Genomic DNA, 17,490 nt, shown 5'->3' on the forward strand with positions numbered 1-17,490 from the left:
CTCACATGAACAACCCATAGGTCAACGCTGCAGCGGCGTCACCACTGGCATAGCTCAGACCCGATTCACCCACACCAACACCGGAACGGCCTAGTTCCTCAATGCCTTCCGTAGTGACGGCGACATGCTCGACACCGTGCGCGCTGAACCCGATCGCCGCCTCCAGCGACACCGGATCAGCCGCCGGCGGTACCACCGCAGTAATCAGCGGCGCCAATGCAGCATTGGCAGCTGCCAGCCGAGCGGTCAACGCCTCCACGGCCGCGCTGATCGCGACCAGACCTTCAGGAACTACCCGCAATACCACTACCTTCCCCCTTCTGACTCATCAACGAAATTCGATTGCTTTCCACCGCGTCTCGCACGGAATGCGAGCCCAAGAAACTGAACTTCAATAGACCTACAGCACAGTGCATTCCATACATTCCGCCGTCGTGACTCCGCCGAGAGCAACAATGCGCCGCCCGGCGGCCTCGCCTGCACCATCCACTCCTCGCATTCCTCGGCCCGTAGCGAGGCATCAGCCCGTCGTAGCCAGTTCAGCCGTGCCCGTGGTGCCGCCACAGCGACACCACGACCGGTCATCGTCAGGACAGCGCCGTGACGGCGGATGCCCACGCCACCTACGGTGCCGCAACACGGCGACCGTCTCTTGACATTCCAAGACATTGTTTTGACTTTTCAGGACTTCGGCGTGTTGCGTACCCCACAGGCCACGCCCACGTGAGAGTCGCGTTACGCCTGGTTACCAGGTCGCCGGCAGCATCGGCTCCCGCAAGCCGCCCTCAAACTCGCTGCCGCCCAACATCATCAACCCCGCCGGGCGCACAGTAGACCCTTTGGCGGAGGTGCCGGCAAAATTCGACATGTCGGCACCCCGCTCAGAAGCCACCGCCGAAGCCGGGTTGCTTGCCGGCACCGCCGATCCAGCCGAGGCCAGTCCCGCCGCCGGCGCCGGCGCGGTTGACTCCGCCAACGACGGCGCCATCCCCCCGCGCGCGCCCACGAACACCACCTGGTCCTGGCCGGCATCGCCCAACTCACCCCTGCGCGACTGGTCCGCCAGGTACGCGGGAATGCCAATCGGCAATGCCGTCGCCAATGAGACCGGCACCCCCGTCGACAACCCGATCACAGCGCCGTTGAGGAGCAATGGCGCGGCGATCGTAAGAAGCGGGGGCCCGAATAGCAGCCCCAGGAACCCCACGAAGATCGAGAACATGAGCCCCAGAATCGTGAAGACAAACGCCTCCACAAGGATCAGAAAAGGCAGGACAAAGGCCAAGATGATCGTGTAGGCGACGATGGCATACAGGATCTCGAGCAATATCAGAATGATCTGAACCAGGATCCACAGGATGGACGGGCCGTCGGCCGGCGCGGCGGGCAGAGCGGCCGCAGAAACACCCTCCGCCGCACCGGCTTTGAGCACCACCGGGGCCGGCACGCCGCGCGGCGCGGCAGCCAGCGCCGCAGTCGAGCCCGCCTGATAGACACTCATCACCGTGGCCGCCTGGACCCACATCCGCGCATAGTCGGCCTCATTAAGCGCAATCGGAATGGTGTTGATCCCGAAGAAGTTCGTCCCAAGCAACACCGCGTGAGCGGCATGGTTGATGGCCAGCTCCGCCAAGGTAGGCATCGCCGCCAGTGCCGCAACATATTCCGCAGCAACCACCTCTTGCTCAGCAGCCATCACCGCATAGTCGGCACTGGCCTTGGTCAGCCACGCCGCATAAGGCAGATGAGCCGCCACATAGCTGGCCGCGCTCGGCCCCTGCCACGCCTGAGCCTGCACCCCGCCAAGAACACCAGCAAGGTCCTCGGCCACCGACGCATACTCAACACTCAACGACGCCCACGCGGCCGCAGCGTTCTGCAACAGCCCCGGTCCCGGCCCGCACTCAACAAAGCCGAATGCACCTTAGGCGGTACAGCCATCCAAAAAGCCGCCGTCATGCACTCACTCCTTCAGGCACAGCGAACAAATATGCGGTCACACGCCTTTAGTGCTTGGCGCGCAGCCACACGTGACGCCATTGGGCAGCGATTTACACGATCGACATGAACGTCATATGCCCGAAATGTCAGTGAGGCGCATTGTGAGCCGAGGACAAATGAGATGTTCTCCAACGGTTTTGGGCACTTGTGGCGCGCGCCACAAATTGTGAGCCGGATCAGCGCGGCCTGGACGACCAAGTGCGACTAGGTGACGTTCGGCAATAATCGGCGGCCCATTACGGCCAGCGCACGGGCCGTCGTGAATGGTATCGGGCAGGCTGGCAGCGGACGCCCCCCGAGCAGCCGGCAGCGGGATGCTAGATATTGCCCAGACACGTTGTTGACGCCGCGGTATTGCCCTCGCGGGTGCGTTGACCGTCCCCAGAATCAGGGAGACACATCACCCGACACAACGTGTCAGTTGGCCACGCCCACCAACGCCGACCCCCACGTCGCCGGCAGCATCGGCTCCCGCGATCCGCCCTCAAACTCGCTGCCGCCAAACGCGGTCAGGCCCGCTGGCTGCCCAACGGACCCTTTGGTGGAGGTGCCGGCAAAGCTCGACATGTCGGCACCCCGCTCAGAAGCCACCGTTGAGACCGAGTTGCTCGCCGGCACCGCCGATCCAGCCGAGGCCAGTCCCGCTGCCGGCGCCGGTGCGGTTGACGCAGTCAGCAATGGCGCCATCCCCGCGCGCGCGCCCACGAACACCACGTGCTCCTGGTCGGTGTCGTTCAACTCGTCCCTGCGCGACTGGTCGGCCAGGTACGCGGGAATGCCAATCGGCAGTGCCGTCGCCAACTACACCGGCACCCCAGCCGTCAACCCGATCAAGGAGAACCAGTCAACAGGAATGGCGACGAGACCAACAGAATCGGAGTGCCCAAGATAACCGCCACGACCGACAGGACAAACGCCCCTACGACGACGATAATCGGCAAGATGATGCTCAAGATGATCGTGTAGGCGACGATCGCATACAGGATCTCGAGCAATACCAGAATGATCTGGATCAAAATCACAATGATGATCGGCAATTCCGCCGCCGCGGCGGGCAGAGCGGCCGCAGAAACACCCTCCGCCGCACCGGCTTTGAGCACCACCGGGGCCGGCACGCCGCGCGGCGCGGCAGCCAGCGCCGCAGTCGAGCCCGCCTCATAAACACTCATCACCGTGGCCGCCTGGACCCACATCCGCGCATAGTCGGCCTCATTAAGCGCAATCGGAATGGTGTTGATCCCGAAGAAGTTCGTCCCAAGCAACACCGCGTGAGCGGCATGGTTGATGGCCAGCTCCGCCAAGGTAGGCATCGCCGCCAGTGCCGCAACATATTCCGCAGCCGCCGCCTCATGCTCAGCAGCCATCACCGCATAGTCGGCACTGGCCTTGGTCAGCCACGCCGCATAAGGCAGATGAGCCGCCACATAGCTGGCCGCGCTCGGCCCCTGCCACGCCTGAGCCTGCACCCCGCCAAGAACACCAGCGAGCTCCTCGGCCACCGACGCGTACTCAGCACTCAACGACGCCCACGCGGCCGCAGCGTTCTGCAACAGCCCCGGTCCCGGCCCCGTACTCAACGAAGCCGCATGCACCTCAGGCGGTGCAGCCATCCAAATAGCCGCCGTCATGCGCGCACACCCGCGCCGGGCGCCACATCACGCACCCGCCTCACGTGGAAAGACTCGACTAAAAGCAAGCCGGTCATGCACTCACTCCTTCCGGCACGGCGGACAAATATGCGGCCACAGGCATCTGGCGCATGGCGCGCAGCCATACGTGACGCCACTCCGCAGTGATCTACACCATAGACACGAGCATCACCACGCCCGACAGCGCAGGGGTGTGTTGGATGTTGGCGGCTGCGCATGCCTGCGCCCACGAGCAGCAACGCACCCCCCAGCCCGATCTCGCCGTCGATAGCTGCTTAGGTTTGCTAATCGCTTCCCTAAAGACTGTGGCGCAGAACACAATGCCGGTGGAATCCGCTGCGGGCGGATCTAGCGGGAGCCAGCGTGCGAGATCGCCGGCGTCGCGCTGCGGTTTTGCCATCGTGCGTGACGGACCGTCACCGGCCGGATGCTGGGCCAGACCCAACGGCTCGAGCACGAATGCGCAGCCTGCCCTCGCACCGGAGCGCGAAATGAAATCACGGCGATCATTTTTCCCGCGGCGTGCCATCAATGCGCGAGCTGCCAGAGGATGGCCAGCTCGTGCCACCAGCTCCGCGGCACGCACCCGGTCCGTCCTCGGCGTGACGGACAATGGCGCCGCGGTGGGCGGTGGTCACACGCCAGGCGCGGTCACGAAGTCGATGAGTTCTTCCACCCGACCGATCAACGCCGGTTCCAGATCGTTCCAGTCCCGCACCTTGGAGCGGATGCGCTGCCAGGCGCGGGCGATGTCCGCCTGATCGGCATGCGGCCAGCCGAGCGCCTCACAGATGCCGTGCTTCCACTCGATGTGTCGCGGCACATTCGGCCACTGCTTCAGACCGAGCCGCTGCGGCTTCACGGCTTGCCAGATATCGACATAGGGATGACCAACGACCAGGGTGTCGCAACCACCCGGTCCCTGGCGTACCGCCTCGGCTATCCGTGCCTCTTTCGAGCCGGCCACCAGGTGGTCCACCAGAACACCCAGCCGACAGTCCGGACCGGGTCTGAAGTCGGCAACGATTTGGACCAGGTCGTCAACGCCGCCGAGATACTCGACGACGACGCCTTCGATGCGCAAGTCTTCGCCCCAAACCTGGGATATCAGTTCGGAATCGTGGCGGCCCTCGACATAGATCCGGCTCGCGCGGGCAACTCGGGCACGCGTCCCCACGACCGCGACGGAGCCCGATCGCGTCCGGCCCGGACCGGACGGAGCGGGCCGCTTCGGCGCGGTGAGAATCACCGGGCGACCGTCAATCAGATAGCCCGGGCCGAGTGGAAATCCGCGGGTCTTGCCGTGCCGGTCTTCGAGATCGATGCGGCCGTATTCGACGCGGACCACCGCCCCCACGTAGCCCGACTGTGCGTCCTCGACCACCATGCCGAGCTCCACCGGGTGCTCAACGGATCGGGGTTTGCGGCGCGCTCCCGCGGCCAGCACATCGGTTCCATAGCGATCCACCACGCGGCAATAGTAGGAAACCGGACGGGCGATCGTCGCTGCGGCGCGCCGGTTAGACCTCGAAAATCACTGCGCTGGAAACATTTTGCACGATGTCGGACAGCTGATGACGGGCGCGCAAGCTAGCTCCTGGAAAAACGGGATCCGCGCCGGTGGCCGCTGGTCCGGGCACAACCGGTTTGAGGCAGCGCACCCGCAGTCGCCTACCCCTACCCGTTCTGCCCGGCCGAGCCGATCAGTCCTCCCCTGCCACCGGAGCCGCCGGACGCCGGCGGGACACCGGCTCCGCCGTTGCCGCCCGTACCGATCAGGAGCGCGGCATTGCCACCGTTGCCGCCGGCACCGCCGGTGCCCGCACTGCCGCCGGTTCCGCCGGCCCCGCCGTCGCCACCGTCACCGCCGTTGCCGAATAACAGTCCGCTTGACCCGCCCTGGCCGCCGACACCACCGTCACCACCGTCGAAGCCGGTTCCACCGACGCCGCCGTCCCCGGCGTTGCCGCCGGCGCCACCGTTGCCGAACAGCAGGCCGCCGCTACCGCCGATGCCGCCGTCGCTGCCGGCACCCCCGGATTCCTGAAGGACGTTGCCGAAGCCGGTCCCACCGGTGGCCCCGTTCCCACCAGCCCCGCCGTTACCGATCAGCATCGCGGCTCCGCCCTGGCCCGCCACGCCTTCGAAGCCGCTGGTTCCGCCGCTGCCGGCATTGCCACCGTTGCCATAGAGCAGCCCGCCTTGACCACCGGAACCGCCTGTTTCGCCAAACTGAACGCTGAGGCTACCGGCCCCTACGTCGCCGGCGTTGCCACCGTCGCCGCCGTGACCGATCAACCCCACGCCATCGACGCCGATCGGTCCGAGCGTTATGTTGCCAACCCAGCCGCCCTCGCCGCCAAGGCCGCCGAAGCCCGCGAAACCGTTGGCGCCGGCGTCGCCGCCCTGACCTCCATTACCACCAGCGCCACCATTGCCCAATACCAAACCACCCGCACCGCCATCCCCCGCGAAGCCGCCATTGCCGCCGCTACCGCCGAAGATGCTTGCACCCCCTAGCGTGGACCCGGCGGCTCCCTTTCCGCCGCTACCGCCGGCTCCGCCGTTGCCGATGACCCCCGCGTCGCCGCCCCCACTGGCGAGTCCGGCACTGCCACCGGTGGCACCGTTCATGACACCGGTTTGGGTTTCGTCGCTGCCGCCACCGCTGCCACTGTCCCCGCCATTTCCGGCGTTACCGATCAGCCAGCCACCGTGGGCACCGGAGCCGCCATTGCCGCCAGCGCCTCCGACACCGCCCAAATCCGAGCTTGTTGTGGCGCCGGTCGCTTGTCCACCCACGCCGCCGAGGCCCCCGCTACCGCCGTTACCGAACAAGAGCCCGGCGTGACCGCCCGAACCCCCGGCACCGCCGGCGCCGCCGCCCAGGCCCGCAGCGACCGATCCCGATGCCGTGGCGTTGCCCCCGGCACCGCCGATGCCACCGTCTCCACCGTGGCCATAGATCCATCCACCGGCGCCGCCGTTGCCGCCGGCACCGCCCGCGCTGCCGGCTTGACCGCTCGCGCCGTCGGCACCGGTGCCGCCCAGGCCGCCGTTGCCACCGCGGCCCCACAGCCCGGCCGAACCGCCGCTAACGCCATTCTGGCCGACCCCTCCGGACCCGCCGTTGCCCCCGTTGCCGATGAGCCAGCCGCCATCGCCGCCGTTTTCGCCGGTCCCCGCCGCCCCGTCGGCGCCATTGCCAATCAGTGGACGCCCGGTCAGCGCCACCGCGGGGGAATTGATCAGGTCGAGCACAGCTTGCTCGACCGTCTGCAACGGTGACGCGTTGGCCGCCTCAGCGGCGGCATATTGCGCGGCCCCACCACCCATCAGCTTGACGAACTGCTCGTGCAATGCCAGCGTCTGAGCGCCGAGCGTCTGATATGCGTTCCCGTGCGCTTCGAACAACGCCGCAATGCCCGCCGAAACTTCGTCGGTGCCCGCCGGCAGTAGCCCCGTTATCGGAGCCAACGCGGCCGCATTGGCCTGGCTGATCGTCGAACCAATAGTTGCCAGATCGTTGGCCGCCATCTCAACTACCGCGGGCACCACGGTGACCTGCAAGATCGACACCTCCCAGTGACTCTTCGCCGCCGGTCGCGACAAAGTGATCCACGACACACTCGGAATTGGTGCAAATGGTACGTTCGTCCGAGGCAAGTTGGGCGGCATTGACCAAAATCACTCCGCCGATATCCGCTGAGCCCTCTTGGCCAAGCGCGCCGGGGCAAGACGCTAGGGCGAGGGCGCGGCAGGACTCCCGCACTCAGTCAGGTAGTCGGCGTAATTCCAACTCTGCAAAAACTTGCGGCCCGCCTGTAATCCGCGCCGGTAGAGCGCATCCCGTTGTTCGGACGTGATGTCGAAGTCGATCGGGCTCACGCCGTCAGCCGGTACGAAGATGGTGCGTTGCACGGTACATGGATCGTCAATGTAGGCGTTGTCCTGATTGCTCACCAGCGTCTCAATCGCGGCGATTCCCAGTGACACTGGACCGTGCACCGGACGGGTGAGAGGAATTCCCGGGCGCGCCGACAGCCGGATTCCGAAGGTCGGCCACCGCGGTTCGCCGTCGGCACGATCGAACAGTGCCACCGGAAAATTGGACAGCAAACCACCGTCAACCCAGGTAGCTCCGCGCACCCGAACGGGTTCGAAGACGAAGGGGATGGCCGAGGAGGCGTGCACCGCCCGCGCCACCGAAAATTCGTCCGGGTCAAGGCCATAGGAGTCCAGATCCCACGGGATGCGGACCAGCCGGCGCCGGGACAGATCACTGGCGGTGACCACCAGCGACCAGGCGAACTGCTCGGGCTGCTCGCCGGTGCGCAGATCGCCAAAAGTGTGCACGCCAAGATCGGCGAGTAAGCCGGCGAGCAGCTGTTCGAGGTACGCGCCTCGATAGACCCCGTCGGACACCAGCAGCGAGAGCCCGCCACCGATCAACGGGATATGCCCGATCAGGTTACGGTCAAGGAACTTCCGGTAATCGAGGGTGCGCATGATCTCCGCGAGCCGCGACAGCGGTTCACCGGCGGTCTGCAAAGCGGCGACCATCGCAGCGACAATGGCACCCGCACTGCTGCCCGCGACACGCGGAAACTCGTAACCAGCCTCGGCCAAGGCATCCACCGCACCGACCAACCCGATGCCGCGGACCCCGCCTCCTTCGCACACCAGATCGACACGCGCTGCGCTCACTGGCGCCAGGGTAGCACGATCGAGTCGATTTGCCGGTAGGCGGCGCGCCGGACGACGGAGGGTTCCGGCGCCGGGGCATGAACCCGATCGGAACGCTGCGGCTCAAGCGATACGGCGGCCGTCGACGGTGAAGAAGTGCAATTGCGCCGGTTGTGGATACAGCCGCACCCGACTACCCCGCTCGGGCGGGTTGCTGCCATCCGCTCTAGCCACAACGGATTGGTCGATCATCGTGCCGCCGTTGCTGATCCGACCGTAAAGGTAGGCGTCGGCGCCGAGCTCTTCGACCACGTCAATTTCCATTTCGACTCCGAGGTTGCCCACTTCGAAGTGCTCGGGCCGGACTCCGACAACGACCTCGGGTGCCGGCACGGTCACCTCCCTGGGTAGCTGAATCAACCAATCCCCCAGCAACACTGAGGAATCGACGATCGGCAGGATGAACATGTTCATGGCCGGCGATCCGATGAATCCGGCGACAAACACATTGTCGGGCCGGCGGTAGAGTTCACGCGGGGCCGCGCATTGTTGTAGTACGCCGTCGCACAGCACCGCAACACGATCGCCCATGGTCATGGCCTCTACCTGATCGTGGGTCACGTAGACGGTGGTGGTACCCAACTGCCGTTGCAGTCCGGCGATCTGGTTGCGGGTTTGCACCCGCAGCTTGGCATCAAGATTCGATAGCGGCTCGTCCATCAGGAACACCTGGGGGCGGCGCACGATAGCGCGCCCCATCGTTACTCGCTGGCGCTGGCCGCCCGAGAGGTCTTTGGGCTTGCGATCGAGATAAGCCTCGAGATCGAGCAGTTTGGCTGCCTGAAGGACCCGGTCGCGGATCTCAGCCTTGGGGGTCTTGGCGACCTTCAGTGCAAATCCCATGTTTTGTGCCACGGTCATGTGCGGGTACAGGGCATAGTTCTGGAACACCATCGCCACGTCGCGACTCTTCGGATCGACATTGGTGACGTCGCGTTCAGCGATCCGGATCCGCCCTGCATCTACCTTTTCCAATCCGGCCAGCATCCGCAGCGACGTCGTCTTGCCGCAGCCGGACGGACCGACCAGCACCACGAATTCGCCGTCGTCGACCACGAGATCAAGGCTGTCGACGGCCGGACGGTCCGCACCCGGGTATCGACGTGTTGCCCCCTCGAAACTCACCGAAGCCATCCGGGTCACCCGCCCAGTCCAGTCACGGCGATACCACGGATGAAGGCGCGCTGCGCGACGGCGTAGACGGCCACCAGTGGCAACAGAATCAGCATCGATGTTGCCATCAGTACCGGCCACCGAGCCACGTACTCTCCCTGCATCCGCACCAGACCGAGGGTTAACGTGGCGATGCTGTCGCGCTGGACCATCAACAGGGGCCATAGGAAGTCGTTCCACACATTGACCCAGGTGAGCACACCGAGCACCATCACCGCTGGCCGCGCGTGCGGCAGCAGGATTCGCCAGTAGATCTGCCACGGCGAGCAACCATCGAGAGTCGCGGCCTCCTCCAAGTCGCTGGGCAGCGTCCGGAAGAACTGGCGCATCAGATAGGTCCCGAACGCGCTACCAAACAGTCCCGGCACGATCATCGCCCAGGGCGTGTCCACCAAGCCCACCGTTCGCATCAGGATGAACTGCGGAATCACCGTCACGGTGAGCGGCACCATCAAAGTGCCCAGGTAGAGGACGAAAAGTGTGTCGCGGCCTCGAAACTCGAGTCGCGCAAACGCATATCCGGCCAGTGAGCAGAAGAAGATCTGCCCGGCGGTGACGCAACCGGCATAGAGCACGGTGTTGAAGAACATTCGCCAGAAGGGCATCAAGGTGAATACCTCAGCGTAGTTGGACCACTGTGGGTCCGACGGCAACAATCTCGGTTCGCTGACCTCACCGCCCTTCCTCAGTGAGCCGGACAGGGCCCACAGAATCGGAAACAGAGCACACCAGGCGATCGCGATCAGCGCCGCATAGAGGGCGACAGCACGCACAATGTTGCGCTGCACCACCCGGTCAGCTGAGCCCACTGGACGCCTCCCACGACCGTCGCCGGGTGATCCGGAGCTGCAGCACGGTCAACACCAGCAAGATGGCAAAGATCACCCAGGCCAGCGCGGACGCATATCCGAACTCCAGGAACGAAAAGGCGTGCTGAAAGAGCATGATGCCCAGCACATAGGTTCCCGTTTCCGGTCCGCCGTTGGGACCGGTGAGGACGTAGACGAGGTCGAACGCCTGGAAGGCGTGAATGATCGAGATGACAACGACGAACGACATTGCGCCACGAATCAGCGGGACCGTGATGGACACAAACTGCCTGATCTCGCCCGCGCCATCGATTTTGGCGGCCTCGTAAACGGTCTCGGGGACGCCCTGCATCGCGGCCAGCAAGACGACGGTGGCGAACGGGACACTTCGCCACACGCTGACCAGACACAGCGAGACCATGGCCCATCTGGGCTCGATCAACCACGGGACGGGACCGACTCCGATCCAGCCGAGGATGATGTTGAGTAGCCCGTTGTTGGTATCGAAGACGAACTGCCACACGACCGCCATCACCACGGACGAGATGGCCAACGGCAGGAAGACGATTGTCCGAAAGACACCGATTCCGGGCACTTTTCGGTTCAGCACAGCAGCCACCACGAGGCTGATCAGAACGGTCGGCACGACGGTTCCAGCGGTGTAGACCACCGAGTTCCGCAGGGCGATCAGAAACAACGGGTCAGACGTGAACAGCTTGGCAAAGTTCTGCAAACCGACAAAGGTGGGGGCGCGGAACAGATCCCAGTTCTGAAAGCTCATGTAGAGCGAGAATCCCAGCGGGAACAACAGGAACACCGCAACGGCGGCGAGATTTGGAGCCACGAACATGCGGCCGGCCCACGAGCGGCGTTGCCAGCGGCGCGACCGGCCCGTTTCGGCGCCAGGTTCTGGCGTGCTGCGCGTGTCGATGGACGTCATGGGCTGCGCAGCACTTCGTCAAGGGCCCGCGACATGCCGATCAACGATGTCGCGGGCCGAGATCCGCGCAGAACCGGGCCGAAGTTGCGATCCATCAAGGCGTGGACCTTCGGCCACGCCGGTGTGATCGGTAGCCCCTGTGAGTGGCCCGGCCCCGCGGTGAGCACAGCCAGATTGTCAACCCTGCGGTGGGCTTTGGCGAACCCGGCCGAGTTGAGCGCGGACCCCAGCACAGGGACGAACAGATCGGTCTCGCCGATCAACGCCTGCCCGGCCGGACCGGTGGCGAACTTGACGAACTCCCAGGCTTGTTCTTTGCGTGCACTGCTGGCCGCAATCGCCAGACCGGTGGCGCCGATGTTGGAGCACGCAGCGCGCCCGTTGGGACCCAACGGCAACGCGGTGACGTCGAACTCCAACCCGTCGGCGCGGTCGAAGGTCTGGTATCGCCAATGGCCGCCCAGTGCCATCGCCGCCTTGCCCAACGAGAAGAGGTCGGTGGTGGCTATCGACTGCAGCTCCGATGCGGTGGGGGCCACCTGGTGCTTGGCGGACAGGTCCGCGTAGAACTGCACGGCCTGGATGAAGGCGTCGTCGTCAAAATTGAGGTGGGTCGGATTCATCCGCGGAGTCGACCGCGGTACGCCGTTGTTCAACGCGAACAGCCCGGCCGAAAGCGGCGGCACAAACGTGTCGACAAATCCCCACTGTGTGACCCGGCCCGCGCCGTCGCGCTTGGTGAGCGCGCGGGCCGTGTCCAGAAACTCGGCGAAGCTCCAGGGCTGGTCCCAGCTGGTCGGCGGAGGTGGCACACCGCCGTCCGCGAAGAGCCCTCTGTTGTAGAACAGGAAGTTTCCCGACCACTGCTCGGGAAACGCGTACTGGCCCCCGTTGTAGGCGAAGGTGTCATACAGTGCCCCGATGCTGTCCGCGGCCAGCTCGTCGGCGAACTTCTGGTCCCGCGCCAGCATGGTGTTCAGATCCAGGAACACGCCTCGATCGGCCAGTTCGGCGTAACTCAATTCCCACGCCATCAATACATCTGGACACTTGCCGCCGGCACAAAACGTCGATATCTGCTGCAAGGCCCCCGGACCTGACAACAACGTCCGCACCTTGATGTCGGGATGACTGCGCCCGAACGCCTCGACAACCCGGATCCGGGCGTCCGCTTCCTCAGGATTCGCCGCGAAAAAGAACGTCAGGGCGTCATCGTCGGAAGCGCAACCGGCCGCCACCGGTGCCAGGGCCGCCGCGGTGAGTAGTCCAGCACCCCGCAGCAGCTCCCGGCGCCGCAGCGGCTTGTCGAACATTTCGCTCCCGATGGTGGCCCCGGCTCCAACGCCGACGGTATCTAGGTCCTTAGTACCCGCGTTGCGCCGGATTGGCCGCGATCAGCTCGGGAAGTAGCGGACTCGGTGGATTTCATTGCCTCGCCAGGGCAACTCGGCGAACATGATGCCCCGCCCGTGATCAGTGACAACTGACACCGTGACGGTGGACCCGGATCCGATCATCTTCGACCAGGTGGCCCGACGAAGCTGCTCGATGAGTTCAGCCAGCTCCAGCACATCGTCGTCGCCCAAAGTTATTGTGGCCGTGTCCGAGAGGGTCCGCGTTGCGGCCTGGCTGTCGCCACGAACGACGGCGTCGAGGAAGGTCGACACCAGCGCTTGGTGACGCGCACCCGACCGCCGGAATCCGGTCATGAAACCCGCGGTCCCGCGCAACCCCTGATTGCCCAGTAAACCCCGGGAGAGCATGAGTGCGGGCTTGGCTACCTGCGCTCCCCCGCGCAGGAACTGCAGCATCATCGCCGGCAGGTCCCAATACGCCCGCAGCACGGCGATCTTCCATTCGTCGCTGGCCTTTCGCAGGTCGTAGCGAAGAAAGGCGGGGACGAACATCGTGACGCCCGCAGCCATTGCCACCTCGAGTTCGAAATCGCGCAGTACCACCGTGCCGCAGACGATGTCGAGGTCCCGGTGGAACTTGATGTCTCGTGGACCGATGAACGTGTCGAAGAACCGGCCGATCTGTTCATGCCCCACGTGTGGCATCGACCCCACTGGGTCTTCGACGCGGCCGTCGCTGGTGAACAGACTCACCCAGCCGGCGCGATCGTGGGCCGCGGCGGCCCGTGGCGACCGCTCGACGGCGGCCAGGAGATCGTCGCGCTTGGGTAGGGCCATTACCGGCTCCCGACCAACGCGACCCCGGCGGTGCGCATCCCGGCCAGCGCCACCTCGGTTGTCTCGGCCGAAATGCCCGCGGTCAGGTCCAGCAGCACCCGGGTAGCGAAGCCGGCCCGAGCCGCGCCTTCGGCGGTCTGACGCACGCAGTGGTCGGTGGCAACACCAACCACGTCGACCGCATCGATACTTCGCTGTCGCAGCCAGTCCTCCGGCGTCGTGCCGTGGTGATCCACACCCTCGAATCCGCTGTAGGCAGCGCAGTAGGCGCCCTTTCGGAACACCGCCTCAATCGGGGCGACGTCCAGATCCGGACAGAACTGGGCGCCGGTACTGCCGGCACGACAGTGCGGCGGCCATGACGACGAGTAATCCGGGCAATCCGAGAAGTGAGCACCAGGATCGATGTGAAAGTCCTGGGTGGCCACCACGCGGTCATATCCGGGGCTACCAGCCAGATAGTCGTTGATCGCGCGTGCCACGAGGTCAGCGTTTTGCACTGGCAGCGCGCCGCCGGCGCAGAAATCGTTCTGCAGATCGACGATGATCAACGCTCGCACAGCGTCCACCATATCGCCAGCGGGACGTGGTCACCGTGCGGCGGGACAAACCGGCCGTGGGTTTGTTCGCCGGCACAGCGGGTAATACGAGAATCATGTTGATCCGCAGAATCGCACGACCCATGCTGTCGGCGGCGTTCATCGGCCAGGGCGTCGAGTCGCTGCTGAACCCCAAGCCGGCGGCGCAGGCCGCCGCACCCGCGGTGGCGGGTTTGCGCACCCTGCCGGAACCGATGGGCAGCCGCGTCCCGGCGGATCCCGAAACCGTCGCCCAGATCAACGCCGCCGTTCAGATCGGCGGTGGCCTGCTCCTGGCCACGGGCCGGTTGCCGCGCCTGGCCTCCGCTGCGCTGGCCTTGACGGTGGTACCGGGAAACCTTGGCGCCCACTTGTTTTGGAACGAGCCAGACCCGGACCGCAAAGCCCAGAAGCGACGGGAATTCCTCACTGACGTAAGCCTGCTCGGCGGACTGATCATCGCGTCCGCCGACACCGCGGGCAAGCCGTCATTGGCCTGGCGGGGCCGGCGGGCCGCCGAGAAGTTGTCCGGCGCGGTGTCTTCGGCTCTGCCGGGATCCGACGACATGCGGCTGGAGTCCGAGTTGGGCGACAAGATCGTGCATGGCATACAGGCGGGAGCCGAGCGCGGCCGCGAGCTGGCCAGCACCGCAGCGGAGAAGAGCGCCCCCTATGCGGAAGCCGCGCTGGAACGCGGCAGGGAGCTGGCAAGCACCGCAGCGGAGAAAGGTGCCCCGCTGGCCGAGGCGGCACGCAGGCGGGGCGAGCGCCTAGCCCACAGCGCCCGCGTTCGCGGGGCTGAACTTGCCGAGACCGCACGCCACCAAGGCACCCAGCTCGCCGACACCGCGCGTGCGCGGGTCGAGGCCCCGGTTAGGGGCCGTCGGCACTAGCCACTAGCCAGGAACGCCTCGACGATCGAATCGACATCGCCGCCCACACCGTCGATGTCCACGGTTACACCTCGCTCGTCGTCACCGAGCGGCTCCAATGTGTCCAGTTGGGAGCGCAGCAGGGTGGCCGGCATGAAGTGATCCGACCTGGCGGCCAAACGGCGGCCGATCAGTTCTGCGGAGCCGCTCAGATGGAGAAACTCAACCTGCGGACAGTTCTCCCGCAACGCGTCGCGGTACCGGCGCGCCAGCGCCGAACAGCTGATCACGCCCCCGCCGGGATGGTCGGCCAACCACCGCCCGACCCGCCGCAACCAGGGGCGGCGATCATCGTCGTCAAGGGGCTTGCCGGCGGCCATCTTCGTGACGTTGGCCTGCGAATGCAGCGTGTCAGCCTCCGTGAACGGCACCCCCAAACGCTGTGCCAGCGCCGCCCCTACCGTCGACTTGCCTGCCCCGCAAACACCCATCACCACGATCGGTGACGGTTTCGGCGACCGGTGGACGCTCACACCTGGTTGCGGTTCCATTCCATCCATCCGACGCCGCTGCGACCATCCGTGGTGGCCACAGCGACCCACGCGCGCGGGAAATGGCTCACGCGCCCGTCGGAGGCACTCAGGCGTACCGGCGCGTGGGCACGTACGTCGACTTTCGCCGTGATATCACCCGGTTTCAGACTCAACGTCGTGTTCTGCGGTAAGCCGTTGCCGCCGAACGCTTCCCGAAAGTTCACGGCCTGCAGCTCGGTGAGGTTCCCGCCGGAATCCTGAACGTAGCCAACGCTGAAGGCGGGAGTGCCCGGCAGCTGGATGTTCACCCCGTGCAGGTGGGTTCCGTCGTCGAGATGCAGCGCACTCCACATCCAGTCCATGCTCCACCAGTCGCGCACACCCCAGGAATGGTCACGCTGTCCGGGGACCGCATCGACGCGATAGTGCGTCCCGTCGACGGTCACGGTACCCGCTACCGTGCAAGGGATCTCGTAACGCGACGTCAGCCGGTATTGGTAGGGGACTCCGTTGGTTGTCCAGACCAGGTTCATCGTTACCTCGACCGGATCCCCGGGCTCCCCGCGCAGCAACGCTGACGGGTCCTCGTATGCCTGGCTTCGCGCCCGCAACTCCACCGCATAGGTCTGCAGCGGTGCCGTGGCATGGTGGCGCAGCTCAATATCACCGGTTCGCACCGCCCACGGGTCATCGGGTAGCGCGACCTCGATGTCGGCAACCGCCACGGTCGCCATGTCGGGCCCGCACAGCAACGCGTGTACCCACGCCTTCTGCTGGTTCGCTATTCGGCCGAGACGAAACCAGCCGCCCAAACCCTGTGCGGCATCGACGAAATCGGCGTACCAGCTTTCACTCCAGAGCGGCTCATCGGTGGGCTCGTGCGCCATTTCGTCTTGCTCACCCGGGCACAACGGTTCCGGCGGTGCCGCATCCGGCAGCGTGGCCAGGGCGTCGGTGTCCAGAACGTGTTCGCAGTGGCGGTGCAGCATCGTCATTAACAGCCGATCGCCCCGGTCGGTCCGTTCCACCAGCATCGATGACACGATCGCCATCATCACGCCGAAAAAGCTCTGCCGCCGTACCTCGTCGGCGACTTGCTCGAGCGTGATCGGCGCTTCCGGGCCCAACGCATCGTGATAGGTCCGCAGCAGGTCGTCGTAGTGCGCGCGCCGCTCATTCGGTTGCAGGGCACAGCCCAGGAAGTAGGCCAGATCTGTCAGAGCCGGGCCCCAAGATACGGTCTGCCAGTCCACCACTGTCAACGGCCGCTCGGCACCGGCGGCACCGAAAAGCAGGTTGTCCAAACGGTAGTCACCGTGCACCAAGCCCTGGATTGCGCCTCGGGAGGACTCCTGAGCCAGGTAGCCGTCGAACGCCGCCACCAACCGTTCACACACCATGCGACTGCGTGGGTCGATCTGCTCGCCGTAGCGGTCGAGGAACCCCGCGTACAGCCCGCTGACCATGGCTTGGTTCAGCGGCGAATCACGGTTGAGCCATGGCGCTTCGGCCAGTGCCGCGTCACCGAGCAGCGGACCGTGCAGCCGCCCCAGCTGACTGACCGCGAGCTGTGCCTGTGCGACCGTGGCACCGGCAATATCGTCGCCGACCAGCGCTGGCCCCGCATCACCGAGCAACAGGTCGAATGCGCCCGTTTGGGCGTCGACGGCGGCGTGATAGCACGGCGCTATCGGCCCACCCAGACGCGGCACCACTTCGGCGTAGAAGCGAACTTCGCGTTCGTAGAGCCCCAGCGCCTGGCCGGTCTGGCGGCTCATCGGATCGGTGGCCGCGACCTTGAGCACCACCGACGACGGACCGCCGGGCATCGCGTAGGTGAGCTGGACGCGGTAGCACTCGCTCATCTGGCCGGTGCCGATCCGCTCGACGGTGAATTCGGTGACGTCCCCGGCGCCGATCTTTTCGGTCAGCCACGACGCGGTGAGGTCGCCGGGTTCTTCGATGATGCCCGCGTTCTGGTCGCCCTCGTCGTTCAT

The 17,490-nt window shown here is 65.6% G+C and carries 13 protein-coding genes and 2 pseudogenes; 1 reads left to right on the forward strand and 14 read right to left on the reverse strand.

Annotated features, from left to right (window positions below; genetic code table 11):
* Position 1: 1 nt before the first annotated feature.
* The 12 genes and pseudogenes from MPSD_RS15300 to MPSD_RS15355 form a co-directional block, all read right to left on the reverse strand.
* Positions 2-307 (reverse strand): PE family protein, encoded by a 306-nt coding sequence (locus MPSD_RS15300; protein WP_086085261.1) that lies wholly within the window; start codon positions 305-307, stop codon positions 2-4.
* 438 nt (positions 308-745) lie between these two features.
* A pseudogene (locus tag MPSD_RS15305) lies at positions 746-1,959 on the reverse strand (PPE family protein).
* Positions 1,960-2,418: 459 nt separating this feature from the next.
* A pseudogene (locus MPSD_RS15310) lies at positions 2,419-3,629 on the reverse strand (PPE family protein).
* A gap of 655 nt (positions 3,630-4,284) precedes the next feature.
* Positions 4,285-5,121 carry a DUF3097 domain-containing protein gene (locus tag MPSD_RS15315; protein ID WP_020787250.1) on the reverse strand — a complete coding sequence of 279 codons (837 nt, stop codon included), beginning with the start codon at positions 5,119-5,121 and terminating at the stop codon, positions 4,285-4,287.
* A gap of 206 nt (positions 5,122-5,327) precedes the next feature.
* On the reverse strand, positions 5,328-7,187 hold the full coding sequence (locus MPSD_RS15320) for a PE family protein (RefSeq protein ID WP_265339665.1): 1,860 nt from the start codon (positions 7,185-7,187) through the stop codon (positions 5,328-5,330).
* Between the two features lie 204 nt (positions 7,188-7,391).
* Positions 7,392-8,366: a patatin-like phospholipase family protein gene (locus tag MPSD_RS15325; protein ID WP_086085263.1), complete on the reverse strand. Its 975-nt coding sequence runs from the start codon at positions 8,364-8,366 to the stop codon at positions 7,392-7,394.
* A gap of 93 nt (positions 8,367-8,459) precedes the next feature.
* Positions 8,460-9,530, reverse strand: a complete 1,071-nt coding sequence (locus tag MPSD_RS15330; RefSeq protein ID WP_036426534.1) for an ABC transporter ATP-binding protein — start codon at positions 9,528-9,530, stop codon at positions 8,460-8,462.
* 5 nt (positions 9,531-9,535) lie between these two features.
* Positions 9,536-10,378 (reverse strand): carbohydrate ABC transporter permease, encoded by an 843-nt coding sequence (locus MPSD_RS15335; RefSeq protein ID WP_086085264.1) that lies wholly within the window; start codon positions 10,376-10,378, stop codon positions 9,536-9,538.
* Complete coding sequence (locus tag MPSD_RS15340; RefSeq protein WP_015355720.1) at positions 10,365-11,318, reverse strand: carbohydrate ABC transporter permease; 954 nt, start codon at positions 11,316-11,318, stop codon at positions 10,365-10,367. Before MPSD_RS15340 ends, MPSD_RS15335 begins: the two co-directional genes overlap by 14 nt.
* Complete coding sequence (locus MPSD_RS15345) at positions 11,315-12,631, reverse strand: ABC transporter substrate-binding protein (protein WP_086085265.1); 1,317 nt, start codon at positions 12,629-12,631, stop codon at positions 11,315-11,317. Before MPSD_RS15345 ends, MPSD_RS15340 begins: the two co-directional genes overlap by 4 nt.
* Positions 12,632-12,712: 81 nt before the next feature.
* A complete protein-coding gene (locus MPSD_RS15350; RefSeq protein WP_020787244.1) occupies positions 12,713-13,510 on the reverse strand; it encodes a nuclear transport factor 2 family protein in 798 nt (265 codons plus the stop codon).
* The gene (locus MPSD_RS15355) at positions 13,510-14,070 is read right to left on the reverse strand and encodes an isochorismatase family protein (RefSeq protein ID WP_020787243.1); all 561 of its coding nucleotides are present in this window, start codon (positions 14,068-14,070) and stop codon (positions 13,510-13,512) included. Before MPSD_RS15355 ends, MPSD_RS15350 begins: the two co-directional genes overlap by 1 nt.
* A gap of 95 nt (positions 14,071-14,165) precedes the next feature.
* Between MPSD_RS15355 and MPSD_RS15360 the strand changes: the two genes are divergently transcribed.
* The gene (locus MPSD_RS15360; protein WP_036427287.1) at positions 14,166-14,981 is read left to right on the forward strand and encodes a DoxX family protein; all 816 of its coding nucleotides are present in this window, start codon (positions 14,166-14,168) and stop codon (positions 14,979-14,981) included.
* Here MPSD_RS15360 and MPSD_RS15365 read toward each other — a convergent pair.
* On the reverse strand, positions 14,978-15,493 hold the full coding sequence (locus MPSD_RS15365; protein WP_020725481.1) for a gluconokinase: 516 nt from the start codon (positions 15,491-15,493) through the stop codon (positions 14,978-14,980). The genes MPSD_RS15360 and MPSD_RS15365 overlap by 4 nt on opposite strands.
* Positions 15,490-17,490, reverse strand: coding sequence for a DUF7064 domain-containing protein (locus MPSD_RS15370; RefSeq protein ID WP_086085269.1), 2,001 nt, complete (start codon positions 17,488-17,490; stop codon positions 15,490-15,492). The genes MPSD_RS15365 and MPSD_RS15370 overlap by 4 nt, the downstream gene beginning before the upstream one ends.

Origin of the sequence: Mycobacterium pseudoshottsii JCM 15466, from assembly GCF_003584745.1 — a bacterium.
GTDB classification, from domain to species: domain Bacteria; phylum Actinomycetota; class Actinomycetes; order Mycobacteriales; family Mycobacteriaceae; genus Mycobacterium; species Mycobacterium marinum.